Raw genomic sequence first — 25,515 nt, 5'->3', positions numbered from 1 at the left:
ATGCGGATCTGACTTAATTCATTAATGAATAGCCGCTTTCGGTTGCACTGGAGAGCATAGGTTCATTACGTTCGGGTTAAGGCCATCTGACTCCCCGGTGACCGCCCCTTAACCGAATTCCAGTGAAAGGTCAGGAATGAGCAAGCAATTTCGTCGTAACGTTCTCAAACGCACCGCCCTCGCCGCCGTTCTCGGGGCGTGCCTGAGCAATGGCGCGGTCTATGCACAGAGCACCACCGGCAGCATCTACGGCAGCGCCCCGGCCGAAGCCGGCAGCACCATCGTCGTGCAAAGCGACACCGGCCTCAGCCGCACCATTACAGTCGATGCGAATGGCCGTTACAACCTGGGCTCGCTGCCCGTGGGTGCCTATACCGTCACCCTGAAGCGCGGCGACCAGGTCATCGATACCCGCAAGAATGTGCAGCTGCGCGTGGGTTCCGGTACCGAAGTCTCGTTCGCTGGTGCCAGCGCCGCGGGCAGCAATGCGGACGCAACCACGCTTGGTGCGATCACGGTCACCGCTGCAAATGCACCCAAGATCGACGTCAGCTCCACTAGTTCGCGCTCGGTGATCACCTCCGAGCAACTGGCAACCCTGCCGCTGGGCCGTAGTGCCGAAGCGATCGCGTTGCTCGCACCAGGTGCGGTGGCTGGCAGCGGCGCATTCAATAACGGCTCGCGCTCGGTAGTATCGTTCGGTGGCTCGGGCGTCACCGAAAACGCCTACTACATCAATGGCTTCAACGTCAGCAATCCGCTCAGCAACCTGGGCGGCGTCAGCCTGCCCTACGGCGCCATCGACCAGCAGGAAACCTATACGGGTGGCTACAGCGCCAAGTACGGTCGTTCCACAGGCGGCGTAATCAATCAGCTCGGCAAGCGCGGCACCAACGAATGGCATTTCGGTGCGCAGGCGGTTTGGGAGCCGGATTCGCTAGCGAGTTCGACGGGAGATGTCTGGTTCCCAAACAAGACACTGCCGGCAAACTATGGTTATACCAACCGTACCCAGCCTGGCACGCTTTATCGTAGCGGCAAGGACAATAACCAAACTCGCACTGTCTACAGCGCTTATGCTGGTGGCCCGCTAATCGAAGACAAGCTCTTCATCTTTGTCGCTGGCGAGACCGACAAGACCGACGGCGTGACGACCAATGCACGCACCAGCGCCATCCAGGGTCAAAACAACTACGGTTACAGCTCTCCAAAGTTTTACGGAAAGTTGGATTGGAACATCAACGATTCCAACATCCTCGAATACACGCGCATCCAGAACACCGACCGCCGCGGCGGCTACTACACCGAATTCGATTACAGCGATTTGAGTACAGGCGGTGCGACCGGGACTTTCCCGGATACGTTCAAGACCACCGATACATACGACATCTTCAAATACACCGGCTATCTCACCGATGACTTGACCTTGAATGCGACATGGGGTCGCAGTACGCAACACAATCGTCAGTTCAATCCGAATATCTCGGAGCTGCCGTTCCTGGACGGCGTTACAGAGCAGGATCCGGCGATTGTCGGTAACACGCCGATCCGCAACAATCAGGCCACCAATCGGGCCAAGGCTGACGATCCGATCAACAAGTCGCGCAGCCTCCGCCTTGAGCTCGAGTATCGCCTCGGCAACCACGACCTTACCGCTGGCGTGGACAATATGTACTTCAATGCCTATGACGAAGGTGTTCGCACCACCGGTCCGGGCTATCAATGGATCTACGGCAGGCAGGACAACCCCGCTGAAGGCATCAACCCCGAATTGGGCGTTGGCGCACCGGGAGGGCAAGGCTACTACGCGCAGCGTCGTATCTTTACCACCACCACCAGCATGGCGGTCGAGCAGAAGGCCTATTACCTGGAGGATCGCTGGCAGGTCAGCGACAACTGGTTGCTGACGCTCGGCATCCGCAATGACAAATTCACCAATTACAACAGCGACCATGTTGCTTATGTCGATAGTGGCGACCAGTGGGCGCCGCGTTTGGGCGCAAGCTGGGATGTCTTTGGCGACTCATCGCTGAAGGTCTTTGCCAATCTGGGACGCTACTACCTTGCATTGCCGAACAGCGTCGCCATTCGTGGTGCCTCCGCGTCTACCTACACAGACGAATACTTCACTTACAGCGGCATCGATGCCAACGGCGAGCCCACCGGCCTTGGCGCAATTGGTCCCGGGCCCGTTTCCAGCAATGGCGAGTATGGTCAGGCGCCGGATCCCAACGCGTTCGCGCCGAGTGACCTGAAGTCGCAATACCAGGATGAGATCATCCTCGGCTTCGAAAAGACTCTTGGCGAGAGCTGGAATTCCGGTGCGAAGGTGACCTACAGAAAGCTGCAGAGCGCCATCGACGACGTTTGCGATCCCGGCAAGATGTCTGCAAAGTTGGCTGCAAGCGGAGGCGATGTCAGCAGCGTGAGTATTCCCGGCTGCGTCATGTTCAATCCCGGCCAGACCAATAGATACAATCTTGCCAACGTTGACGGCTCTGGTTACACGCAGTTGCGTATGAGCCAGTCCGATTGGGGCTTTACCGACAAGGCACGCCGTAACTACGTCGCGGTAGACCTGTTCCTGGAGCACCCGTTCGACGAAAAGTGGTACGGCCGAGTGGACTACACCTGGTCGCGCAGCTACGGAAACACCGAAGGTCAGGTGAAGTCCGATATCGGTCAGTCCGATGTGTCCAAGACTCAGGACTGGGATGCAGCTGAGTTGATGTACTACGCGGGTGGCAGCCTGGCAAATGATCGCCGGCATCAGCTCAAGGCCTTTGGTGCGTATCAGCTCACGCCGGAATGGATGGCGTCTGCAACCTTGCGCGTCATGTCGGGAACGCCGATCTCCTGCCTGGGCTACTTCGGATCGAATGAAGGTAACCCGATCGGCTACGGTTCCGCATACCACTACTGCGGTGGTCAGGCCTCGCCCCCGGGCGACGCCGGACGTACTCCGTGGATCAAGAACCTGGATCTCGGCATTACATACCGGCCGTCCTTTGCCGACCACAAGTTGGCACTGGGCCTTCAGGTCTTCAACGTATTGAACGACCGCTCGGTAAACCGTGTCGAAAGCCGCTATAACACCGCGCCTTACACCGTACGTAACACCTACGGCATTGGCACGGAACCTTATAACTACAACACTCCGCGCTTTGTTCGCCTCACCGCAGCCTACGATTTCTGATCGCAGGAACCCGGGCGCCATTACGGCGCTCGGGTTGAGAAAGTCGTTTAAGAAACGGCCCTGATTTTCAGGGCCTTTTTGATTTTCGATGATGCCGTGCGGCAGTCGACATGATCGGCATCACCCACCCAGAATCACCCGCGCGGCATTATGCCCAGGCGCGCCGGTCACCCCGCCGCCCGGATGCGTGCCAGACCCGCACAGGTACAGCCCGGGAACTGCACCGCGATACGCGCCCTGCCCCAGCAGCGGGCGTGCGCTGAAGAGTTGATTGAGGCTGAGGGCGCCGTGGAAGATGTCGCCACCGACCAGGCCGAAGATGCGTTCCAGATCGAGCGGGCTCAGAATTTGTCGGCCCAGTACCGATGCGGCAAAGCCGGGCGCGTAGTGTTCGACGGTGGCGATCATCAGGTCGGCCGCTTCCTCGCGATGGTCGTCCCAATGGCGGCCGTCCGGTAACTGCGGGGCGACGTGCTGACAAAACAAACTAGCCACGTGCTGCCCAGGCGGTGCCAACGAGTCGTCCAGCGTGCTGGGAATCAGCAGTTCCACCACCGGTTCGCGTGACCATCCGAAGGCGCGCGCGTCCTGCCAGGCACGGTCCATGTAGTCCAGGCTCGGTGCCAGGATGATGCCGGCGGTGAGATGGTCGCCCTCGCCCGGCAAGGCGGTGAAGTCCGGCAAGCGCGACAGCGCGACATTCATGCGAAAGGTGCCCGAGCCGCAGCGGTAATGCGCAATGCGCTCGCGCGTGTCCTCAGGCACGTCCTCGGTACGCATCAGCCGCTGGTACAACAGTTTCGGATTGACGTTGGCTACCACGCACGCCGCGCGCAGGGTCTGGCCATCGGCGGTGACCACGCCCACGGCGTGGCCGCGCTCCACCAGCACGCGGTCCACTGCGCACGCCGTGCTGATCTGCGCACCGGCTGCACGGGCGCTGGCCGCCATGGCCTGGGTGATCGCGCCCATCCCACCGATGGCGTGTCCCCAGGCGCCCTTGACGCCATTGCTCTGCCCGAACACGTGATGCAACAACACGTACGCGGTGCCCGGCGTATACGGGCTGGCGTAGTTGCCGACGATGCCGTCGAAGCCGAACAGCGCCTTGATCGGCGCACTCTCGAACCAGCGTTCCAGATACTCGGCAGCGGAGATGGTGAACAGGTCGAGCAACTCGCGTCGTAGTGCCAGCGGCAACCCCTGCAGCTGCATGCCGACCTTGCCGGCGCGCCATAGCTGCGGTAATGCCTGCAACCAGCCGCCCTCGGTCACCTCCGGCGGCGCCTGCAAGGCCAGCGCGCGCAGGACATCGGCCAATTGTTCCAGCCGCGCTTCGTAGGCGGGCAATCCCGCTGCATCGCGCGCGGAAAACTTGGCGACTTCCTGCGCCGTCCGCCCCGCGCCGGCCAGCAGATAGCGGCCATCGGGGAGCGGCAGGAAGTTGTTGATGCGTCGCGGCACCACGCGTAAGCCGTGCCGTTCCAATGCCAGCTCGTCGATGACCTTGGGTTGCAGCAACGACACCGTGTACGCCGCGACGGAATTGCGAAAGCCCGGATGGAACTCTTCGGTGACCGCCGCACCGCCGACCACCTCACGCGCCTCCAGCACCAGCACGCGTTTGCCGGCGCGCGCCAGATAGGCGGCGCACACCAGGCCGTTGTGCCCGGCGCCGATGATCAGCGCATCCAGGGGTAGGTCGCGGGTCGACATGCGCGTGTATATAGCATCGCCAGTCCCCGCGGGCCACGCGTCGGGCCTGGCTCGCCGAGCTGTGCAGGGGTGACAGATCATTAAGAGCAGCTAGCAAAACGACTGCGCGGCCGCCAGGCGGGCGCGGTCGGTGCTCGGAATCCTCATGTACCACGCGTACACTGCGGTTCCTCCGCGCCGTCCGCACCCACCTGACGACCGCTCGCTACGTTTTGTTAGCCGCTCTAAGACTGCCCACCGCGGCCCGGGCGCTGCGAGCACACGCCGCCGCGGCAGGCGATGCGCAGCGCCCCCGTTGGCGCTGGCAGCGCCATGTGTCGGCGCCGGGTCTACCAGACCTGCCCGGGCTGACGCGTCGCAGGGCCAGCGACCAACCCGGCCAGGCTCGGCGAGCCGCAACCGCTGCGATGGCCGATCCACGATGAGCGGCTCGGCGCCAGGCAACGTCAGTGCCTCGCGCCCGCTGCTGCCTGCCCGTTCGGGCGGAACGTGGCCAATGCTGCATGGGTCTGCGCCGGGATCGTCACCCTCGCAGAGATGGCTTCTGCACGCGGCATCCATGACCTTCGACACCCATGCGCCGAATCGTACAGAACGGTAGAGTGCCGGCACGGCTCTGTGGTGACGGAGCCTCCCAATCGACTGCTGCTCCCGGAGCCTTTGTGATTCGAACACCTCATCTACTGACGCTGACCCTGGCCGTGGCCGCCGCGCTGAGCGGCTGCAAGAAGCCTGAAGACACCGCGCCTGCGGCCCCCGCGGGCGACGCTGCGGCCACCACCCCGGCGGCCCCCAAGACCCTGACCCTGGACCAGAGCAAGCTGCCGGCGGTGAACCGCTTCAGCGCGGCCGATCTGGACCCCAACGGCAATGCCTGTACCGACCTCAATGCCTACGCGAATGCCAAGTTCCTGGCCGCCAACCCGGTGCCGGGCGACCGCACCAGCTGGGGCGCATTCGAAATGCTCGACGAGCGCTCCAATGCGATCCAGCAACAGCTGGCCGAACAGGCCGCTGCCGATACCGGCGCCACCGGCGTGGAAAAGATCGTCGGCGACCTGTGGTCCACCGGCATGGACGAAGCCAAGATCAATGCGCAGGGCATCGAGCCGCTGAAGCCGGAACTGGCCGCCATCGACGCCATCAGCGACCAGGCCAAGCTGGTCGACTACCTGCGCAGCAGCGCCGCCAAGGGCAACAACGAACTGTTCGGCTTCGGCGCCGAGGCGGACTTCAACAAGTCCAGCCAAAACATCGCCTACGCCATGCAGGGCGGGCTGGGCCTGCCGGATCCGGAGTACTACACCAGCGCCGGCAACAAGGCCAAGCTGGAGGCCTATCAGGCGCATATCGCCAAGGTGCTGGAGCTGTCCGGCGTGGCCGCGGCCGATGCCGCCACCCAGGCCAAGCAGGTCGTGGCCTTCGAGACCCGCCTGGCCAAGGTCTCCAAGACCAGCACCGAAATGTCGCGCGACGCCAAGCTGGCCTACAACCCGGTCACCCCGGCCGAAGCCGACAAGCTGACCCCGAACTGGTCGTGGACCGAGTTCTTCAAATCGCAGGGCGTGGCCACGCCGGAGATGTTCTCGTTGGCGATCCCGGCCTTCCATCAGGAAGTGAGCAAGATGATCGCCGACACCGACCCGGCGATCTGGCGCGCGTACCTGCGCTTCCACACCGTCGATGGCGCCTCGCCGTTCCTGAGCCAGCCGTTCGTGGACGAGAACTTCGCGTTCTACAACAAGACCATGCGCGGCCAGAAGGAAATCAAGCCGCGCTGGAAGCGCGTGCTGGCCACCATCAACAATCAGGCCGGCGAGACGCTGGGCCAGATGTACGTCAAGGTGGCCTTCCCGGCCGATTCCAAGGCCAAGATGGAAACCCTGGTCACCAACCTGCGCACTGCGCTCAAGGCCCGCATCGAAAAGCTGGACTGGATGAGCCCGGAGACCAAGGCCAAGGCGATCGCCAAATGGGAGAGCTTCACGCCCAAGATCGGCTACCCGGAAAAATGGCGCGACTGGAACGGCCTGAGCACCGGCCGCGACAGCTACCTGGGCAACGTGCTGGCGGCGCAGGAATTCAACTACAAGTGGAACCTGTCCAAGATCGGCAAGCCGGTGGACAGGACCGAATGGGGCATGAGCCCGCAGACGGTCAACGCCTACTACAGCCCGCTGCAGAACGAGATCGTGTTCCCGGCCGCCATCCTGCAGCCGCCGTTCTTCGACCCGGACGCGCCGGAGGAAATGAACTACGGCGGGATCGGCGCGGTGATCGGCCATGAGATGACCCATGGCTACGACGACCAGGGCAGCCGCTTCGGTGCCGATGGCAACTTCATCCCGGATCCGGGCTGGTGGACGCAGAAGGACCTGGACGCGTTCAAGGCCCGCACCGGCAAGCTGGTGGCGCAGTTCGACAGCTACCGCACGCCGGCCGGCGACAAGGTCAAGGGCGACCTGACCCTGGGCGAGAACATCGCCGACCTGGGCGGCCTCAACACTGCCTATGACGCGATGAAGACCGCCACCGCCGGCAAGGACGATCCCAAGACCGACGGCATCACCCGCGACCAGCGCTTCTTCCTCAACTGGGCCACGGTGTGGCGCCGCAACTTCACTCCGGAAGAACTGGTGGTGCGCCTGAAGACCGACCCGCATGCGCCGGCCAATTTCCGCGCCATCGGTGCGCCGTCGAACATGCCGGCCTTCGCCGCCGCATTCTCGTGCAAGCCGGGCGATGCGATGGTGCGTCAGGGCGACAAGCAGGTGGTGATCTGGTAATTGCCACGTGATGCAGTGACGGGCGGCGCTCGAAGGAGCGCCGCTTTTTTTTGCGATGCGCGGGTCGGCGCAAGTGCCGGCGGCTGTGGCCGTACAAAGCGCCAGCGATCAGACATCGGCTTGGTCGCCGACCAGCCTGAGGGCGGCTAACAAAACGTAGCGAGCGCTCGTCAGCTGGGTACGGACGGCGCGGAGGAACCGCAATATACGAGTGGTACATGCCGCACCGAGCACCGACCGCGCCCGCCTGGCGGCCGCGCAGTCGTTTTGCTAGCGGCTCTAGGTGCCGTGCGCCACGCCCGGTAGCTCCTGCGCGCCTGTAGCGCCGTACCCATGAAACACGTCGGTGGCGTCCAAAGCCTCAACAGTGCCGATCACGCCACGCAGGTCGCCGCGCAGCGACCGATAAGTCTCAATAAATCTCAACCCGCGCCCCGCCACGGTGGCGCACGCTTATGCTCCTGGCTCTTTCATCGAAGCGATCCGCATGCCGCCGCTCAAGACCTCCACCCTCGCCCTGGCCCTGCTGGTCGCTCTGGCCGGCTGCAAGCCCGCCAATGAGAGCCACGCCCCCAAGCAAGCAACCACGCCGGCCGCAGCGCCGCACGCGCAGGCGGCGGCGGTGCCGACGCTGGACGTCAGCGCGCTGGATGCGTCCACCAGCGCGTGCCAGGACCTGGATGACTTCGTCAACGAAAAATGGCGCAAGGCCAATCCTATTCCGGCAGATCGCGTCAGCTGGGGCGTCAGCGACGTGCTGGTGGAACAAAGCCTGCTCACGCAGCGCGAGCTTGTCGAGAACGCAGCCAAACAGGCCGGCGCACACACCGATCCGGTAGCCAGCAAGATCGGCATGCTGTACGCGGCGGGCATGGACGAAGCCGCAATCGAGGCCGCGGGGGATCAGCCGATCCGGCCGCAACTGCAGGCCATCGCCGCACTGAGCTCCGGCCAGCAGGTGGCCGAGTACATCACCAGCCGCTACGTCGAAGGCGACGGGCAGGTCTTCAACTTCGGCGCCGGCGCAGACTTCCGCAAGGCGGACATGCAGATCGCCTTCGCCACCGAGGCCGGCCTGGGATTGCCGACCAAGGAGTACTACAGCGCCGCCGAGTACGCGCCCATCCGTGCGGCGTATCTGGACTACATCGCCAAGTCGTTCGAACTCACCGGCAGCGCCAAGGACGCAGCGCTGGCGCAAGCCAACGATGTGCTGGCGCTGGAAACGCGTCTGGCGGCCGCATCGTTGAGCCGGGTCGATGCACGCAAGCCACAGAATCAGTACCACTTCGTCAGCCTGGCCGAGGCGGACAAGCTGACGCCGCACTTTTCCTGGACGCGATTCTTCGCCGCTCAGGGCGTGGACGCAGGTTCCGGCTTCTCGCTATCGCAGCCGCGCTTCTTCGCAGAATTCGACCGCCAGCTCGCCAGCGCACCGATCGCGCAATGGCAGGCCTATCTGCGCTTTCATACCATCGACGACGCATCCAAACAGCTCAGCAAGGTCTTCGTCGACAACAACTTCGCGTTCTACGGCAAGACCTTGTCCGGCCAACCGGAACAACAGCCACGCTGGAAGCGTGTGCTGCGTAGCGTCAACACCAGCATGGGCGAAGGCCTGGGCCAGCTCTACGTGGCCAAGGTCTTTACGCCCGCGGCCAAACAGCGCGCCGGCGAACTGGTCGACAACATCCGCGCTGCGCTCAAGGCGCGTATCGAGAATGTCGATTGGATGAGCGCGCAAACCAGGGCCAAGGCGCTCGCCAAGTGGGAAACCTTCCTTCCCAAGATCGGCTACCCCGACACCTGGCGCGACTGGTCCGGGCTGGAGATCGTTCCCGGCGCGTACTACCGCAATCTGCAGGCGGCGTCCAAGTTCAACTATCGCTACGACATCGCTCAGATCGGCAAGCCCACCGACCGCACGCGTTGGATGATGACGCCACAGACCGTCAACGCCTATTACGACCCCAGCACCAACTCCATCAACTTTCCGGCAGGCATCCTGCAACCGCCGTTCTTCGACGCCAAGGCCGACGATGCGCTGAACTACGGCAGCATCGGAGCCGTCATCGGGCATGAAGCCACGCATGGCTTCGACGATCAGGGCAGCCAGTTCGATGGCGCAGGCAACAACGTCAACTGGTGGACGCCGCAGGATCGCAAGGCCTTCGAGCAGCGGGCCGAAGCACTGGTCAAACAGTTCGATGCCTATACCCCACTGCCCGACCGCCCCGACCTGCACGTCAATGGCAAGCTCACCCTGGGCGAAAACATCGCAGACCTGGGCGGCATCAATGTCGCCTACGACGCCCTGCAGAGCGCATTGCGTGCGCATCCGGAGCGGGCCGTCACCATCGACGGCTACACCCCGGATCAACGCTTTTTCCTGAGCTTCGCATTGAGCTGGCGCGGGCAGGTGCGCAAGCAGCAGCAACTGGTCTACCTGGCCAGCGACCCGCATGCGCCCGATCACCTGCGTGCCAATGCCTCGCCCTCCAACATGCCGCAGTTCGCCCAGGCATTCTCCTGCAAGGCAGGCGATGCGATGGTGCGGCCGGACAAGGACCGCGTGGTGATCTGGTAAGCGGCTGCAAGCGCTTCCACCAACGCGCTGTACGCACAGGCCCGCATCCGCGGGCCTGTCGCGTTCATGCCGACGGCGCGCGACACGGACGAGCCGGCGTTGCGGCCTGCCTGCGCAGCCTCCGGCCTTGCTAAACTCCGCCGACTTTACTCTGGCCACCCTTCTTCTCGATGCCCACCATTCGCCCGCTTGCCCTCGCTCTTGGCTTCAGCCTGATCGCGCTGCTGTCCGCCCCCGACGCCGACGCCGCTCGCAAGAAGAAGGCCGCGCCCAAGGCGCCGGCCGTGTCCGCCGCCTGCACCAACTTCTACGACTACGCCAATGCCAGCTGGCTGAAGGCCAACCCGGTGCCGCAGACCGGTGCGGTGACCGCACTGGGCCAGCTGTCCGACCGTGCGCTGCAGCAGCAACGCGAGTTGCTGGACGCCGCGATGAAAACACCGCAGGGCAATGTGCAGAAGCTGCTGGGCGATTTCTGGGCCAGCGGCCTGGACGAAGCAGGCGTCGAAAAGGACGGCTCCAATCCGATCGCCCCCCTGCTCTCGCGCATCGACGCGATCAAGAAGGCCAAGGACGTGCCTGCCTCGATCGCTGCATTGCACCAGGTGGGCATCCCGGTCGGCTTCAACTTCGGCCCGGATGTGGACCTCAAGGCGCTGGACCGTCATATCGGCTACTTCATGCAGGGCGGCATGGGCCTGCCCGACCCGGCCTTCTACACCCGCACCGATGCCGACACCCAGGCGCTGATGGGCCGCTACCGCGCCTACGTCAAGCAGATCCTGGCGCTCACCGGCACCGCCGCCGACAAGCTCGACGCCGACGCCGCCTCGGTGCTGCAGATCGAAACCGCACTGGCACGTAGCGCGCAGTCGCTACAGGGCATCAACAACCCGTTCAACAACTACGCCCCGATCGCCACCAAGGAGCTGACCAAGCAGTACAAAAACCTGCGCCTGGCCGACTTCCTGGAAGCGCAGGGCGTCAAGGACGACCTGGTGTCCATGGCCGACCCGGCCATGTTCAAGCAGCTGGACAGCATGATCGTCAGCATCAAGCCGGAACAGTGGAAGGCCTACCTGCGCTGGCGCGTGGGCGATGCCATGGCGCCGTACCTGTCCAAGAGCTTCCACGATGCCGAATACCAGTTCCGCGGCCGTCTGCTGCGTGGCGACGCGGTGCCGCCGCAACGCTGGCAGCAGGTGCTGGACGCGATCAACGTGGCCGCCGGCCCGATGCTCGGCCGCGAGTACGTGGCGCGTTACCTGAGCAGCGACACCCGCCGCCAGGCCGAGGCCATCGCCGACCAGGTGCGCGATGCGCAGCTGGCCGCGCTGGACCGCACCGGCTGGGGCAACGGCCAGGCGGTTGCCGAAGCCAAGGCCAAGCTGGCCGCGACCAAGATCGAAGTCGGCGCGCCGCGCCGCGATCTGGACTACACCGTGCAGCCGATGGGCCGCGGCAGCTTCGGCGGCAACATGCTGATCGCCTCGACCTGGCGTCATCGCGAGGAAATGAAGCGCATCGGCAAGGGCAATGCCGACCGGCGCTGGGACGTCCTGCCGCAGCAGCCCGCCGTGGCCTACGACATCGCGCAGAACCGGCTGATCGTCACCGCCGCGGTCCTGCAGGCCCCGGTGCTGGGCGCCGGCAGCACGCCGGCCGCGCAATACGGCGCCTACGGCGCGCTGGTGGCGCACGAACTCACCCGTGCCATCGATGCCAAGGGCGCGCTGGTCGATGCCAAGGGCGAACTGCGCAACTGGTGGACCCCGGCCGAGAAGGCGCTGTGGACCCAGCTGACCGGCAAGGTGGCCAACCAGTTCGCTGCCTACCCGTACCCGGGCGTGCCCAATGCCAAGGTCAATGGCGCCCAGACGGCCGAAGAGAACCTAGCCGACCTGGCCGGCGTCGAACTGGCCTGGCAGGCCTTCAGCAAGGCGCAGCCGGCGGCCACCGAGGCCGACAAGCAGGCATTCTTCACCGCCTGGGCCGGCCTGTGGGCGCAGCAGCTGTCGCCGAATGAAGCGGTGCAGCGCGCCAGCGCCGATATCCGCGCACCCGGCCAGTGGCGCACCAACGGCCCGCTGTCCAACCTGCCGGAGTTCGGTGCGGCCTTCAGTTGCAAGGCCGGTCAGCCGATGCAGCGCGTGGATGCGGACCAGATCAAGATCTGGCGCTGATCCATCTCGCAGGTGGCAACAGAAAGAGCGCGGAATCCGCGCTCTTTTTTTGTGTCCACCGCCGGCGAAATTCCGTAGGAGCGGCCCGGGCCGCGACCGGCACTATCGATAAAGCCCCATCGCGGCCTGGGCCGCTCCTGCGGGGTTATGCGGATCACGCGCCAACTGCGCACTCTCAACCGCGCGCGTAATCCAGTAAGCCATCTTGTAGGAGCGGCCCCGGCCGCGACAGGCACCACCGGTAGAGCCCCATCGCGGCCTGGGCCGCTCCTACGGGGTTATGTGGATTCCGGCAGCGTGCCGCTTCGCTCAGCGCACCACGCGCAGCGGCGGCTTGCGCCCCTTGCGGCCGCCCTTGCCACCACCGAACGGCGGCTGGCCGCGCCAGTAGCGGATCATCAACCAGCCGAACAGCATGCCGCCCAGGTGCGCGAAATGCGCCACGCCCGGCTGCCAGCCGGTTGCGCCCAGGAACAATTCGATCGCACCGAACACGATGACGAAGGTGCGTGCCTTCATCGGAATCGGCGGAAATAGCAGCATCACGCGCTGATTGGGGAACAGCATGCCGTAGGCCAGCAGCAGACCGAACACGCCACCGGATGCGCCGACCACCGGCGCACCGCTCTGGGTGAACCACGCCATCAGCAACTGGCACACACCGGCGCCGGCCACGCTCACCAGGTAGTAGGTCAGAAAGCGCTTCTGGCCCCAGGTCTGCTCCAATGGCGCACCGAACATGAAAAGCGCCAGCATGTTGAAGAACAGATGATTGAAGCCACCGTGCAAAAACGCGTAGGTCAACAACTGCCAGGGCATGAAGCTGGCGCCCGGCGAGAACGCGTCGAAGCCATTGGACAGCGGCCACAGCATCAGCCACGACAGGACGCTATCGGATGGCAGAACGCCAGCGCCCAGGTCGCCCACAGCCCATTGCAACAGGAACAGGCCGATGTTGGCGATCAACAATGCTTTGGTGACGGGCGGCAATTGAGGCATGGCGGCATCCTTCGGAAGGCTGCCCATGATAGCGGCAGGCTTATGAAGGCCCCCACACGGCCGCATCCAGCCGTTGCGCGGCCGTGGCGCGCCGCACCCGCCCCTGCATCACCTGCACGCCTTCGGCGCGCAGGCGCTGGCATTGCTCGCGATAGCCTGCCGAGCCTTCGGGCAGCGCGATCCGCCCATCGCTGCGCAATACGCGGTGCCAGGGCAACTGCGGGTCCTCGTTGCCGCTGAGTACGCGCGCCACCAACCGCGCACGGCCCGGCAGGCCGGCGCGCCGGGCGACTTCCCCGTATCCGGCGACCTCGCCCGCCGGAATCGCGTGGATCACCTCGAGAATTCGCAGCCGCGCCTGCTCGCCGGACAGCGCCTCCTCCTTGGAGGCGACTCGCCTGACAGGACTGGCAGATGGGGACGGCATGGAACGGCGAGATGTCGACATCGCGCAAGCATGCCAGCTGATGGACGTAAGCGTGCGCATCGAATCCTTCCAAGCGAAGGGAGGTGACAAGCCTCGCAATGGAAAAACTGCAAGCCTCTCCCCCCTCGGGAGAGGCTTTGGGGTGAGGGTAGGTGGCGGCGAAGCTGCCCAGGGTGGAAAGGACACGAGGCTGCGCCCGTACCCTCATCCGCCCCTTCGGGGCCCCTCCTCCCCCATGAAGGAGGACGATGTCCCCCAGGGAGAAGGGGTGTCGTTCGAGCCCCTTATCTCTCCCGCAGGGAAAGGGGCTTTGATTCCCCGCTACCGTCCACACCCACTCAATGCATCAACACGATCTCTTCGGACGAGGTGGGATGGATGGCCACCGTCTCGTCGAAGTCGCGCTTGGTGGCGCCCATCTTCACCGCCACCGCAAAGCCTTGCAGCATCTCGTCGGCGCTTTCGCCCAGCAGGTGCACACCGACCACGCGCTCTTCGTCGCCCACACAGACCAGCTTGAACAGGCTGCGCTGCGGAGCGTCGGCCAGCGCATGCAGCATCGGACGGAAATTGCTGCGGTACACGCGCACCGCACCGGTGTAACGTGCGCGCGCCTGCTCTTCGGTCAATCCCACGTGGCCGAGCGGCGGATGCGAAAACACCACGCTCGGTACGTTTTCGTAATCCATGCGCGCATCGGGCTGATTGCCGAACAGCCGATCCATCAACTTGCGCCCTGCCGCGATCGCCACCGGCGTCAGCCCGACCTTGCCCGCCACATCGCCGATCGCGTGGATCGTGGGCACGTTGGTGCTCTGCGCATCGTCCACCAGTACCTCGCCCTTGTCTCCCACTCTCACGCCGACGGCCTCCAGCCCCAGGCCGGCGGTATTGCCGCGCCGGCCCACGGCGAAGAACACCTTGTCGAACACGTCGTTGCCCTGCTCGCGGGGGTGCAGCGGATGGCCATGCACACGCAAGCCGCCCTGCGCATCGCGTTCCAGGCCGGTGGTGGTGAACCCGAAGTGCAGGCGCACGCCCAAGTGGCGCAGATTGTCGGCCAACTGCAGAGTGAGCTCGGCGTCGAAGCGCTCCAGCAAGCGCTCGCCCTGCACGTAGAGATGCACACGGCTGCCAAGCGCCTGCAGCAGGCCGGCGATTTCCACCGCGATGTAACCACCGCCGATGATCGCCACCTGCGCCGGTGCATGGCAGAGATTGAAGAAATCGTCCGATACCTCGCCGTGTTCGGCACCGTCCACGTCCGGGCGCACGGGATGCGCGCCGGTTGCGATCACGATGTGCTCGGCGGTCACTGCGATGCCATCGCCGCCCATCACGGTATGGCGGTCCTGCAGGACGCCGCGTTGCGGAATCAGCACCACGCCGTCCTCGTTGAGGCGACGCCGATAACTGGCGTGGATGTTGGCGATATAGCCTTGCCGGTGCGTAACCAGCTCTTCCCACGTCAGTGTCGGCCGCGGCACATCGAAGCCGAGTGCGCTGGCCAGTTCGATCTTGCCGGCCAGGTCTGCCGCCAGCCACATGGCTTTTTTTGGCACGCATCCGAGATTGACGCAGGTGCCGCCAAGCTCGCCAGGCTCCATGATCGCCACTCGTGCGCCATGCTTGGCGGCACGAAATCCTGCGGCCAGACCGCCGGAGCCGCCCCCCAGAACCAGCACGTCGTAGTCGTAACGCGCACTCATGCCTCGCGCCCCGCCCGGTCGCGATGCGGATGCAGCGCAGGTGCGCGGCCGGTGATCAGATCGGTCATTAGTTGTCCGCTTGCAGTGCTCGTGCCGATTCCGAGCATGCCATGTCCGGCTGCGAGCCAGACGTGAGGACGGCCCACTATCGCGCCCAGCACCGGTGCATCGTTCCAGGTCGTCGGCCGCCACCCTTGCCGACGCCCGATCACCACCAGCTCGCAGGGCACGTGCAGGTACGTGTCCGCCGCACGCTCCAGCGCCGCCAGGCGCGTGACAGTGAGCTGGCGTCATGGCAGGAAGTGCGCCACCTGGTCTTCCAGGCGCTGGCGCGTATCGCGCAGCAACGCCGCACGCCTGCGCGCTGGACTGCCAGTCGCACGCACTCACCGGTGCACAAAGCGCAGCAAGGACACGCACCGCCGGACCACTTCCACCGGCACCGATCACCGCCACGTTCTCGCGCCCGCCAGCCGCTACTGGCTAGGCGCCTGGCCGCGCCACATCGGCGGAACCCGCAGATAGGTTGCGCTGCGCCACAGCCATTCCACCGGCCCGAAGCGGAACCAACGCAACCAGCACCGGCTCACCACCACCTGCACGGCGAACACCCCCACTGCGAACGGCAGCTGCCACACGCGCGGCAGCTGTTCGAAATAGCCCAACCCGTAGCCGTAGAAAATCCAGGTACACAGCAGCGACTGCAGCAGGTAGTTGCTCAAGGCCATGCGCCCGGCAGGCGCAAGCCAGGCCAGATGCGATGCGAAACGGATCACCCACGCCGCGTAGCCGAGACTCATCAGCGGCCCTGCAACCAGTGCCAGCGCGAAGGCCGTGCACACCCGCATGCCCAGGTCCGCCGGGTCCATCCACGGCGCCAGCGCGTAACTCAGCAGCATCACCGCCAATCCCAACGGCAAGGCGCCGTAGCGCAACGCGCGGAACAGGCGCGGGAAGCGGTCGGGCGCGGCGATTGCACCGCTGCGCACGAACCAGCCGCCCAGCAGAAACATGCCGAGCATGGCCGGGGCGTTGATGCTGAGCCCGCTCAGTGCATGGCGCAGATCCTGCCAGCGCTGCGCGGTGGCCTGCAGATAGCTGCCGCTGCCGAATGCGGCGCGTTGCGCTTGCACATTGGCCACGCTCTGCTGCGCCACCTCGGCCATGGCGGCCTTCCACTCCACCGCCGATGCCGGATCGGCCTGCAACATCGCACCGACGAAACCGGACACCAACGCCAACGCAGGCGCGCCGGCGTAGACCAGCGCGGCCAGCCATGGCAATGCCGCCACCGGTGCGCTGCGCGTGCTCAGCAGCACTACCGCCAACAGCGCGTAGGTCACCAGGATGTCGCCGGACCACAACAGCAGCGCGTGGACCAGGCCGATCGCCAGCAAGCCGGCGGTGCGACGCAGATACATTCCGTAGAAACCGCGCCTGGCCTGTTCGGCACGCTGCGCCATCACCGCAAAGCCCATGCCGAACAACAGCGAAAACAAGGTGTAGAACTTGCCCTGCACGAAGAAGTAGACCAGCGCATCGGCCAGGCGGTCGGCGCCGTGCCAGTGCGGCTCCACGCCGCTGATGGCCAAGTCGAGCGGGCCGACGAAGGCTTCGATATTCATCAGCAGGATGCCGAGCAGCGCAAAGCCGCGCAGCACATCCAGCACGGCGATGCGTTCGTGTGCGGCAGTGGGTAACAGCAGGTCGCGTGGCGTCATCGCAGCTCAGACATCAGGGCGCACGGTGGCCGCGCACAATGCAAACGGCCCGCCGAATGGCGGGCCGTCGGGGACACGGCCCTTATCGAGCGCGTCAATCGGGCGTTGCGCAGCAAGCAGCGGGCATCGGCCAAGTCTGGGCGCCTGGATGCAGGCGTGGCACCGGCCGAACCGGACCAGCCACCGTCGCCCACGCGTGGTGGCGCAGGTGTGCTGTTCGCTGTGCTAGGGAAAGATGACAAAACGTCGTCAACAGTCGACAGGTGGGTGCCGGCGGCGCGGCGGAACCGGTGTGAACGAGGGCACCTGCCGATTCCGCACACCGGCCACGCCTGGCGGCTGCACAGTCGCTTTGGTGGCCGCTGTCAGTGGTGATGTCCGCCGTCGCCGTGGACATGCCCGTGGTCGCGCTCTTCCTGCGAGGCCTCGCGCACTTCGATGATCTCCACATCGAAATGCAGGTCCTTGCCGGCCATCGGATGATTGAGGTCGACGTCGACCACGCTCAGGCCGACCTTCTGCACAGTGACCGCGCGCGGGCCGAAATTGGTCTGCAGCACCACCTGCGTGCCCGGCACCAGCTTGGTGGCACCAAAGTGCTTCTTGGGCACGCGCTGGCTCAGGCCTTCGCGGTATTCGCCATAGGCCTCGGCAGCCTTGACGTCGACGCCGAAGCTTTCGCCGGCTTGCTTGTCCATCATGGCCGCTTCCAGGCCGGGAATGATGTTGCCGTGGCCGATCAGGATCGCCAACGGATCGCGCTCCTTGGAGCTTTCGATCGGCTCCTGGCCGATCTCCGAAACGGTGTAGTGGAAGCGGACAACGCTGTCTTTTTCGATCTTCATGCGTGGCTCTGGATGAGGCTGCCCGGTGGCAGAGGGTGAAGGACGGCTTGTCGGCCGCCGGGTGCGCCGCCATCATGGCGACCTTCCGAACCGCCCATTATCCCGGCTCCATGCATATCACGCCAGTTTTCGCCGCTCGCGCGCACCGCGCGACGGCCTGTCTGCTGCTGGGCCTGCTCCTGCTGGGCGGCTGTTCGTCAAAGCCGCAGGTGCGACGTCCGTCCGCTCCGCCGCCGTCGGCGCGGGTGTGGCCGCAGGTGACGCCGGCCGACCCGGCCGCCGCCAACAACATCCTGATGCGTGCCCTTGGCTTGGTCGGCACGCCTTACCGCTACGGCGGCAACACGCCGGACACCGGTTTCGACTGCAGCGGATTGGTCACCTACGTCTACAAGGACGTGCTGGCGCTGTCGCTGCCGCGCACCTCGCGTGACCTGGCCGCCATCCAGGGACCGCGGATTTCACCCGAGAAGCTGGCAACCGGCGACCTGGTCTTTTTCGGCTCCGGCGGCAGCGTGACCCACGTCGGAATTTATGTGGGGGAAGGCCGCTTCGTGCACGCCCCGACCACTGGCGGTACGGTCCGCTTGGATTTCCTCGACGGAGCTTACTGGCGTGACCATTATTCAGGTTCGAAGCGGGTTTTGCACTGAAGTGTGACGCAAATCACAAGTCATAAAACGGAAAGTTAACTTTTTTTGAACGTAACGATTCGTTCACCAGGGCATCATCCCGCATCGACAGCAGAATTGTGATTCCCGCGTGACGAACGACGAACAGATCAACCCTGGCGCCGCCCCGCTTCCGCTCCGGAAACCGCTCCGCCTGCTTTGCGCCACCGCCCTCTGGATTGCCGCACTGCCCGCTCTGGCGCAAACCGCCAACAGCGCCCCATCCGCTCCGCAGACGACCACGCCAGACAGCGCCGTCGCCGCCGAGAAAGCCGCTACCCGCAGCCGCGCCGACGCCGCTGCCACCGCTACCCTGGCAGCCCTGCTTCCGCACCTTGCTGCCAACGACGCCATTCCGTTGATGGACCGTTCGGCGATGTTCGCCGGCGACCTCAGCCGCCTGCTCGCCAACTACGACGTGTCGCAGAGCGCGGCCAACGCTGCCCAGAACGCCGTGGCCGATAGCCGCGTGCAGGTGATCCTGCAGCGCGCCATGGCCCTGCTTGGCACCCCGTACGTGTGGGGTGGCGAATCCACCGAAGGCTTCGACTGCAGCGGCCTGGTCGGCTATGTGTTCAAGACCGCACTGGGCATCGACCTGCCACGCGTCTCGCGTGACATCGCCCGCGACGAATCGGCCGAACTGATCAAGGACCCGAACGCGCTGAAGGCTGGCGACCTGGTGTTCTTCGGCAAGCGCGGCCGCATCGATCATGTCGGCCTGGTGGTCGGCGACGGCAAGTTCCTGCATGCGCCCAGCCGCGGCAAGGACGTGCGCGTGGATTCGCTCGCCAGCGGCTACTGGAGCGAGAAGTTCATCCAGGCGCGCCGGGTGCTGTAACGTCCCGGGCGCTCTGCGTCGACGATAGAAGGCTGCGGCACTCCCGCGGCCTTTTTTATGCGTTGCGTGGCGCAATGCAGGCGCGACACCGGTCATGTGACTGCCATGTGGCAATGCCCTCTGCCATCGCTGGCGCCCAGCTGTCGGTACGGCCAGGCGGGCCGGGCCACGCGATGCATCCACCACGTGCCTGCCACCGGGCCGGATGGCCCCTGACTCACGGCCTATCGATTAACCCGAGGCATCGGCCTTGTAATGGGCCATGGTGTCCTCGATGCCCTTGCTCAGCTCCATCACCTTGAGCGCGTACTCGGCCAGGCGCTGATCTTCGGGCGTATCCGGCCGCCAGGAAGGCACTTCCACCGGCGTGACGCCGTCCGGGTCCATCGCCACGAACACGATGATGCAGTGGGTGCAAAGGCGCGAGTCGCCGCCCATCGGGCTGCGTGCACGCACGTCGATGGCGAAATGCATGCTGCTGCGCCCGGTGTAGACCAGCTTGGCCGACACCGCGACCAGATCGCCGATACGCACCGGCGCCACGAAGCGGATACCGCCCACCGCCACGGTCACGCAGTAATGCCCGCTCCAGCCGCTGGCGGCGGCAAAGCCGACCTGGTCGATCCATTTCATCACCACCCCGCCGTGCACCTTGCCGCCGAAATTGACGTCGCTGGGCTCGGCCAGGAAACGAAATGTCAGATCACGCTGTTGGCCAATCACTGCACGCTCTCGCTGGGGGATGGGCTGGAAAGTGTGCCATGTGCGCGTGCGATGGAGGGATGGCACGCATCTCCCGATGCATTGGCAAAAGAGGACGGCCATGGCCCGCGCCGTGGCTTCTCCCAGCTGACAGTGTGTACTGGCAACGAGATGCCGGCGATGCGCCTTCCATGACCGGGTATCCGAAACTTGCCAGATTCGGACCCATCAAACCTTTGACGGCCAGCAATGCGCGGCCGGAAGCAGGCGCGGCTTGATCGGTTCGTGTGCAGGCACCCTCGAGAGTCACTTACTCTCGGCATCCGGGCAAGCGGTTGCCCGCAGCAGGAAGCAATGTGTGAGATCGCAACGAAGACGATTCAACATCGACCATGCACGCCAGCAACTGGAACGCGACGGATGGCCGCGGTTGCAGATGGGCGCCATTGTCTTGCTCACCGCCACCGGTGGGTTGCTGGCGTCGTTCCTGCTACGCAATGCCGGAGTCGACGCGATGGTGGTGCGCTATCCGATGGCGACGCTTGCCGCCTACAGCCTGTTTCTGCTGCTGATGTGGATGTGGGTGCACTGGCGCCGCCATATGGACGGCGACCTGGTGGGCGACTGCGTCGACCTTGGCGGTGACGCCGCGCAGGATCCTTCCGCCTGGGCCGGACACGGGGGCAGTTCCGCAGGCGCAGGTAGTTCCGGCGCATGGAGCGCGCCACCAGCATCGGCCCCGGAAATTTCGGGCGACAACGCGCTTCCGGACTTCATCGATGGCGATGCTGGATTGCCGGCCCTGGCGATCGTGGCATTGCTGGCCGCCGCCGCAGTCGCGGTGGTTGCTGCGGCCTGGGTGGTGTGGTCGGCACCGGTATTGATGGCCGAGCTGCTGGTGGACGCCGCGCTGGCGGGGGGCCTGTATCGACGGATGCGCGGCGTGCAGGTTCAGGGCTGGTGGTGGGTGTGCGTGCGCCACACGATCTGGCCGTTCGTCGGCGTACTGGCATTCTTCATGGTCGTCGGCGCAGTTGCCCAGCACAAGGTGCCTGAAGCCAGCACGGTGATGGAGGCGATACGGGCGCGATGACGCCGCCGTCCAGTCACCGCCCCACGTTGTCCTGCTTGCGAAGACACAGCCAGGGAAAGTGCGGCTGTCGCCGTCTGAGCAATCGCCCAAGTCGCGCGGCGGGCCGGCGCGGATCGAACAGCCAGTGCACCTGGAATGGGTCGAAGGTGGCGTAGGTGTGCTGGTGGTACTGCCCGGCCAACGCCGGCACACCCAGCCCGGTGAAATAGCGCAGGCTGCGCGCGGCGCTCTCGGCGGCGCGCTGTCGATCCGCATAGAGGGGGCTGTCGAGAATATGCAGTTCGCCGTCATCGCGTAGCTGGGCCAGCAGGTGACGTACCAAGGCGGCCGGATCCTGGAAATACTGGATGCAGGCCGGCATCACGATGACATCGAACGCATCGCGTGGCAGCGCCACGGTCTGGATATCGGCGGCGACGAAACTGAGACGTTGCTCGTGGCCGAACACGCGTGCGGCCTGGGCGAGCTCGGTGCGGTTGACGTCGACGCCGCAGACGTCGCGTTGCAGCGCCCGTGCCAGCAGGTGCGACAGCCAGCCGTTGCCACAGCCCAGTTCCAGGATGGCGCCCTCGCCCGCCTGCGTGCGCAGGTGTTGCACCAGCAACGCGCTGGACAGCGCGCGCACCTGCCATTCGAGGCTGGCACCCAACGTGCCGCCCGGATGCGGCAGGCTGCGGACCTGGGCATCGGTATACACCCGGCCTTCCTGCCGGCGCACCTGCAGGTAGCGGTCCTCGAACGGATCCGCAGCCAGGCTGCGCTGCACGAACACGCCGTCGACCATCTCCAGCTCGTTCACTTGCGCCAGGCGCTCGCGCAGCACGGGAAATCCAACCGTCATCGGCCGCGCTCAGCGAAGCGGCTTGGCGCTGTCCGCCGGCGGATCTTCCAACCCCACATTGGTGGAAGCGGCGTCGTACACGGTCTTGTCGAGCAGGCCGGTTTCCTTGGCCACCAGTACCGGCACCAGCATCTGCCCGGTCACGTTGGTCATGGTGCGCATCATGTCGAGCACGCGATCGATCGCATACAGGTACCCGATCACTTCCAGCGGCAGGTTGGCCGCGCTCAGCACCACCGTGGCCATGATCACTGCCGTACCCGGCACGCCGGCGGTGCCGAAACTGCCCAGCACCGAGGCGATCAGCACCACGAAATACTGGTTGGCGGTCAATGGCACGCCGGTGTATTGGGCGATGAACACCGCGCACAACGCCGGGAAGATCGCACCGCAGCCATCCATCTTGATGCTGGCGCCCAGCGGCACCGCGAACGCGGCGTAGTCCTTGCTCACGCCCAGGTTATGCGTGATCGAACGCATCGCCACCGGCATCGCGGCAAAGCTCGACGAACTGACGAACGCCACCTGCATGCCCGGCGCTGCGCCGCGGAAGAACTTCCACGGATTCAGCCCATGCACCAGCAACAGGCTGCTATAGACCACCACGATGTGGATCGCGCAGGCCAGGTACAGCGCCAGCACGAAACTGCCGAACGGCAGCAGCTTCTGGAAGCCATAGCTGCCGACCAGCCCGGCGATCAGGCCGAAGGTGCCGAGCGGGGTCATCTCCAGGACGAAGCGCGTGACCTGGATCATGATGTCGCTCATCTGCGCGGTGAGCTTGCGGGCATCGGCCACGCGCTCGCCGAGCTTGACCATCGCAAAGCCCAACAGCGCGGCGAAGAAGATCACCGGCAGGATCGAGCCGCGCCCGGCCGCCAGCACGGTTTCGCCGGCGGCATTGGTCTTGGTGCCGATGCCGGTCAGCGCGTAGAACGGATTGGACGGCACCACGTCCAGCAGCACCTTGATCGGGCTGGGCACATCGCGCGGTTTCCAGCTGGAGTCCACGCTCAGATTGAAGTGGCCGGCGCCCGGCTGCAGCAGCGTGCCCACCGCCAGCCCCACGCCAACGGCCAAGGCCGCGGTGATCACGAACCACACGAAGGTGCGCCCGCCCAGCGCCGCCACCGACTTCTGCCCGTGCAGCGAGGAGATCGCATTGATCACCGCGAAGAACACCAGCGGCACGGCGATCATCTTGATCAAGGTGACGTACAGATCGCCCAGGGGACCGAACCACACCTCGGCCGCCGGCCCCATGGCCCAGCCAGCCAGCGCGCCCAGGACGAAGCCGGCCACCACGCGCTGCCAGAACGGAATGCGCAACCAGGCCGCAACCAGTCTCATGTCGTCGAATCATCCGGGGGGAGAGTGCATGCACCTTATCGCAGGGGCGCCTTGCCCGCGAGGCCAGGACTGGAACAGCGGCGTGTCATCTGTGCGACGGACACGGGCCGGCATAATGGACACTGATTCAGTCACGAGTTCGAACCCGATGCGTTACCGCCTGCCCGTCCTCGCCACCCTGACCACGCTGTGCGTGGCCGCCTGCGCCTCCTCCGGCACTATCGCCTCCGCACCCGCTGCGATCAAGGTGGACGTGCCGCCGGTGACGCATCCAGCCGGCGAGACCCCGCAGTGGTGGTACCGCTCCGGCGCGGCGCGTGCGGCCGGCAACGGCGCGATGGCAGGCAAGGCACGCAATGTGATCCTGTTCCTGGGCGATGGCATGAGCCTGACCACGGTGGCGGCCGCGCGCATCCTGGATGGCCAGCGCAAGGGCGGCCCGGGCGAAGAGAATCTGCTGTCGTGGGAACAGTTCCCCGCCACCGCCTTCAGCAAGACCTACAACACCGATTCGCAGACCCCCGATTCGGCCGGCACCATGACCTCCATCACCACTGGCGTGAAGTCGCACATGGGCGCGATCGGCGTCAGCAGCGGCAGCCGCAGCGACTGCGCCGACAGCTTGAACAAGGGCCTGCTGAGCTGGTTGCAGCTGGCCGACAGCGCCGGCATGGCCACCGGTATCGTCACCACCACCCGGATCACTCATGCCACCCCAGCGGCCACCTACGCGCACTCGCCAGAGCGCAACTGGGAAAACGACACCGACCTGCCCGAGGCCGCGCGCGCTGCCGGCTGCCAGGACATCGCCCAGCAGCTGCTGTCCACCGCCCGCTACGGCCGCGGCCCGCAGGTGGTGCTGGGCGGCGGCCGTAGCCAGTTCCAGACCGTGCAGGAGCGCGACCCCGAGTACGACGACAAGGTCGGCCTGCGCCTGGACGGGCGCGATCTGGTCGCCGAATGGAAGCAGGCGCACCCGCAGGGCGCCTATGTCTGGAACCAGCAGCAGCTGCAGGCCGCAGCCGGCGCACCGGCATTGCTGGGGCTGTTCGAACCGGACCACATGCAGTTCGACCACGACCGCAACCGCACCCCGCAGGGCGAGCCCAGCCTGACCGAGATGACCCGCACCGCCATCCAGTCGCTGTCGCGCGACCCCAACGGCTTCGTGCTGATGGTCGAAGGTGGCCGCATCGACCACGCCAACCACGCCGGCAACGCGTATCGCGCGCTGGACGAAACGGTGTCGCTGTCCGATGCGGTACGCACTGCCGTGCAGACCGCACCGCCGGACACCTTGATCATCGTCACCGCCGACCATTCGCACACGCTCAATTTCGTGGGCTATCCGGTGCGCGGCAACCCGATTCTGGGCAAGGTGCGCGGTACCGGCGGCGAGGAAGGCGACCGCACCCAGCTGGCCACCGACATGGCCGGCCAGCCCTACACCACGCTCAGCTACGCCAATGGCCCCGGCTACACCGGCGCCAGCAACGCGCAGCCGGCCGGCTCCAAGAAATACCCGCACGAACCCAGCAGCAGCGAGCCGGCATCCGGCCGCCCGGACCTGACCCACGTCGACACCGAAGCGCCCGGCTACATGCAGGAAGCATTGGTGGCGACCAAGTCCGAAACCCACGGCGGCGAAGACGTCGGCATCTGGGCCACCGGCCCGGGCAGCGCCGCGTTCCGCGGCACGCTGGAGGAGAACGTGATCTACCACGTGATCGTGCAGGCCACCCCGCGGCTGCGCGAACGCCTGTGCAAGGCCGGCACCTGCGATGCCGCCGGGGTACCGGTGGAACTGCCCAAGCCGGCCACGTTCGAGGCGGCGGGCAGGCGCTGAGA

Annotated in this window: 17 protein-coding genes, 3 other RNA genes and 1 pseudogene; 9 read left to right on the top strand and 12 right to left on the bottom strand. The window is 65.5% G+C overall.

The window, feature by feature from the left end:
* Positions 1 to 136 precede the first annotated feature (136 nt).
* Entirely contained in the window at positions 137 to 3,196 is a 3,060-nt protein-coding gene (locus XcodCFBP4690_RS06550) for a TonB-dependent receptor (protein WP_104540178.1), read from the top strand.
* Positions 3,197 to 3,316: 120 nt separating this feature from the next.
* On the opposite strand, the gene XcodCFBP4690_RS06545 is transcribed toward XcodCFBP4690_RS06550, so the two are convergent.
* Positions 3,317 to 4,912, bottom strand: a complete 1,596-nt coding sequence (locus XcodCFBP4690_RS06545) for a phytoene desaturase family protein (protein WP_104540177.1) — start codon at positions 4,910 to 4,912, stop codon at positions 3,317 to 3,319.
* A gap of 145 nt (positions 4,913 to 5,057) precedes the next feature.
* Here XcodCFBP4690_RS06545 and XcodCFBP4690_RS06540 point away from each other — a divergent pair.
* Together XcodCFBP4690_RS06540 and XcodCFBP4690_RS06535 are read left to right on the top strand one after the other, a co-directional pair.
* Positions 5,058 to 5,133, top strand: a non-coding RNA gene (locus tag XcodCFBP4690_RS06540) — sX9 sRNA.
* Between the two features lie 462 nt (positions 5,134 to 5,595).
* On the top strand, positions 5,596 to 7,698 hold the full coding sequence (locus tag XcodCFBP4690_RS06535) for a M13 family metallopeptidase (protein WP_104540220.1): 2,103 nt from the start codon (positions 5,596 to 5,598) through the stop codon (positions 7,696 to 7,698).
* Between the two features lie 144 nt (positions 7,699 to 7,842).
* Here the strand turns inward: XcodCFBP4690_RS06535 and XcodCFBP4690_RS06530 are convergent.
* Positions 7,843 to 7,918: non-coding RNA, sX9 sRNA (locus XcodCFBP4690_RS06530), on the bottom strand.
* A gap of 267 nt (positions 7,919 to 8,185) precedes the next feature.
* Here XcodCFBP4690_RS06530 and XcodCFBP4690_RS06525 point away from each other — a divergent pair.
* A complete protein-coding gene (locus tag XcodCFBP4690_RS06525; protein ID WP_104540176.1) occupies positions 8,186 to 10,285 on the top strand; it encodes a M13 family metallopeptidase in 2,100 nt (699 codons plus the stop codon).
* Between the two features lie 170 nt (positions 10,286 to 10,455).
* Positions 10,456 to 12,468: a M13 family metallopeptidase gene (locus tag XcodCFBP4690_RS06520; RefSeq protein WP_104540175.1), complete on the top strand. Its 2,013-nt coding sequence runs from the start codon at positions 10,456 to 10,458 to the stop codon at positions 12,466 to 12,468.
* 309 nt (positions 12,469 to 12,777) lie between these two features.
* Here XcodCFBP4690_RS06520 and XcodCFBP4690_RS06515 read toward each other — a convergent pair whose 3' ends face one another.
* From XcodCFBP4690_RS06515 to XcodCFBP4690_RS06485, 7 genes and pseudogenes are all read right to left on the bottom strand, one after another.
* On the bottom strand, positions 12,778 to 13,467 hold the full coding sequence (locus XcodCFBP4690_RS06515; RefSeq protein WP_104540219.1) for a rhomboid family intramembrane serine protease: 690 nt from the start codon (positions 13,465 to 13,467) through the stop codon (positions 12,778 to 12,780).
* A 40-nt stretch (positions 13,468 to 13,507) separates the two neighbouring features.
* Positions 13,508 to 13,915: an MGMT family protein gene (locus XcodCFBP4690_RS06510; protein ID WP_146091852.1), complete on the bottom strand. Its 408-nt coding sequence runs from the start codon at positions 13,913 to 13,915 to the stop codon at positions 13,508 to 13,510.
* 317 nt (positions 13,916 to 14,232) lie between these two features.
* Complete coding sequence (gorA, locus tag XcodCFBP4690_RS06505) at positions 14,233 to 15,603, bottom strand: glutathione-disulfide reductase (protein WP_104540173.1); 1,371 nt, start codon at positions 15,601 to 15,603, stop codon at positions 14,233 to 14,235.
* Positions 15,600 to 15,890 (bottom strand): annotated as a pseudogene (locus XcodCFBP4690_RS06500) (FAD-dependent oxidoreductase); the annotation flags it as partial. The pseudogene XcodCFBP4690_RS06500 and the gene gorA, both read right to left, overlap by 4 nt.
* Positions 15,891 to 16,079: 189 nt before the next feature.
* A complete protein-coding gene (locus XcodCFBP4690_RS06495) occupies positions 16,080 to 17,324 on the bottom strand; it encodes a DUF418 domain-containing protein (RefSeq protein WP_104540172.1) in 1,245 nt (414 codons plus the stop codon).
* 233 nt (positions 17,325 to 17,557) lie between these two features.
* Positions 17,558 to 17,632, bottom strand: a non-coding RNA gene (locus XcodCFBP4690_RS06490) — sX9 sRNA.
* A 57-nt stretch (positions 17,633 to 17,689) separates the two neighbouring features.
* Positions 17,690 to 18,169, bottom strand: a complete 480-nt coding sequence (locus tag XcodCFBP4690_RS06485) for an FKBP-type peptidyl-prolyl cis-trans isomerase (protein ID WP_104540171.1) — start codon at positions 18,167 to 18,169, stop codon at positions 17,690 to 17,692.
* 110 nt (positions 18,170 to 18,279) lie between these two features.
* Here XcodCFBP4690_RS06485 and XcodCFBP4690_RS06480 point away from each other — a divergent pair, with 110 nt between their 5' ends.
* Both XcodCFBP4690_RS06480 and XcodCFBP4690_RS06475 read left to right on the top strand, forming a co-directional pair.
* A complete protein-coding gene (locus XcodCFBP4690_RS06480) occupies positions 18,280 to 18,822 on the top strand; it encodes a C40 family peptidase (RefSeq protein ID WP_146091854.1) in 543 nt (180 codons plus the stop codon).
* Between the two features lie 109 nt (positions 18,823 to 18,931).
* A complete protein-coding gene (locus XcodCFBP4690_RS06475) occupies positions 18,932 to 19,681 on the top strand; it encodes a C40 family peptidase (protein ID WP_104540170.1) in 750 nt (249 codons plus the stop codon).
* 231 nt (positions 19,682 to 19,912) lie between these two features.
* Here XcodCFBP4690_RS06475 and XcodCFBP4690_RS06470 read toward each other — a convergent pair whose 3' ends face one another.
* Positions 19,913 to 20,404 carry an acyl-CoA thioesterase gene (locus XcodCFBP4690_RS06470; protein ID WP_104540169.1) on the bottom strand — a complete coding sequence of 164 codons (492 nt, stop codon included), beginning with the start codon at positions 20,402 to 20,404 and terminating at the stop codon, positions 19,913 to 19,915.
* A 337-nt stretch (positions 20,405 to 20,741) separates the two neighbouring features.
* Here XcodCFBP4690_RS06470 and XcodCFBP4690_RS06465 point away from each other — a divergent pair, with 337 nt between their 5' ends.
* Entirely contained in the window at positions 20,742 to 21,476 is a 735-nt protein-coding gene (locus tag XcodCFBP4690_RS06465; RefSeq protein WP_104540168.1) for a hypothetical protein, read from the top strand.
* A 13-nt stretch (positions 21,477 to 21,489) separates the two neighbouring features.
* Here XcodCFBP4690_RS06465 and XcodCFBP4690_RS06460 read toward each other — a convergent pair whose 3' ends face one another.
* Together XcodCFBP4690_RS06460 and XcodCFBP4690_RS06455 are read right to left on the bottom strand one after the other, a co-directional pair.
* Positions 21,490 to 22,317 carry a class I SAM-dependent methyltransferase gene (locus XcodCFBP4690_RS06460; RefSeq protein ID WP_104540167.1) on the bottom strand — a complete coding sequence of 276 codons (828 nt, stop codon included), beginning with the start codon at positions 22,315 to 22,317 and terminating at the stop codon, positions 21,490 to 21,492.
* A 9-nt stretch (positions 22,318 to 22,326) separates the two neighbouring features.
* Positions 22,327 to 23,667 (bottom strand): dicarboxylate/amino acid:cation symporter, encoded by a 1,341-nt coding sequence (locus XcodCFBP4690_RS06455; protein WP_104540166.1) that lies wholly within the window; start codon positions 23,665 to 23,667, stop codon positions 22,327 to 22,329.
* 115 nt (positions 23,668 to 23,782) lie between these two features.
* Between XcodCFBP4690_RS06455 and XcodCFBP4690_RS06450 the strand changes: the two genes are divergently transcribed.
* Positions 23,783 to 25,513 (top strand): alkaline phosphatase, encoded by a 1,731-nt coding sequence (locus tag XcodCFBP4690_RS06450; protein WP_104540165.1) that lies wholly within the window; start codon positions 23,783 to 23,785, stop codon positions 25,511 to 25,513.
* Positions 25,514 to 25,515 lie beyond the last annotated feature (2 nt).

It is taken from the genome of Xanthomonas codiaei, from assembly GCF_002939785.1.
Taxonomy (GTDB): Bacteria; Pseudomonadota; Gammaproteobacteria; order Xanthomonadales; family Xanthomonadaceae; genus Xanthomonas; species Xanthomonas codiaei.
Note: the sequence above shows the minus strand (reverse complement) of the source record. Positions and strands in the feature narration are given on the sequence as shown.

Coding starts and splice junctions, on each gene's coding strand:
- XcodCFBP4690_RS06485 (WP_104540171.1), bottom strand. CDS start 18,169: ATGAAGATCGAAAAAGACAGCGTTGTCCGCTTCCACTACACCGTTTCG.
- XcodCFBP4690_RS06520 (WP_104540175.1), top strand. CDS start 10,456: ATGCCCACCATTCGCCCGCTTGCCCTCGCTCTTGGCTTCAGCCTGATC.
- XcodCFBP4690_RS06515 (WP_104540219.1), bottom strand. CDS start 13,467: ATGCCTCAATTGCCGCCCGTCACCAAAGCATTGTTGATCGCCAACATC.
- XcodCFBP4690_RS06510 (WP_146091852.1), bottom strand. CDS start 13,915: ATGTCGACATCTCGCCGTTCCATGCCGTCCCCATCTGCCAGTCCTGTC.
- gorA (WP_104540173.1), bottom strand. CDS start 15,603: ATGAGTGCGCGTTACGACTACGACGTGCTGGTTCTGGGGGGCGGCTCC.
- XcodCFBP4690_RS06495 (WP_104540172.1), bottom strand. CDS start 17,324: ATGACGCCACGCGACCTGCTGTTACCCACTGCCGCACACGAACGCATC.
- XcodCFBP4690_RS06480 (WP_146091854.1), top strand. CDS start 18,280: ATGCATATCACGCCAGTTTTCGCCGCTCGCGCGCACCGCGCGACGGCC.
- XcodCFBP4690_RS06450 (WP_104540165.1), top strand. CDS start 23,783: ATGGACACTGATTCAGTCACGAGTTCGAACCCGATGCGTTACCGCCTG.
- XcodCFBP4690_RS06455 (WP_104540166.1), bottom strand. CDS start 23,667: ATGAGACTGGTTGCGGCCTGGTTGCGCATTCCGTTCTGGCAGCGCGTG.
- XcodCFBP4690_RS06545 (WP_104540177.1), bottom strand. CDS start 4,912: ATGTCGACCCGCGACCTACCCCTGGATGCGCTGATCATCGGCGCCGGG.
- XcodCFBP4690_RS06525 (WP_104540176.1), top strand. CDS start 8,186: ATGCCGCCGCTCAAGACCTCCACCCTCGCCCTGGCCCTGCTGGTCGCT.
- XcodCFBP4690_RS06460 (WP_104540167.1), bottom strand. CDS start 22,317: ATGACGGTTGGATTTCCCGTGCTGCGCGAGCGCCTGGCGCAAGTGAAC.
- XcodCFBP4690_RS06550 (WP_104540178.1), top strand. CDS start 137: ATGAGCAAGCAATTTCGTCGTAACGTTCTCAAACGCACCGCCCTCGCC.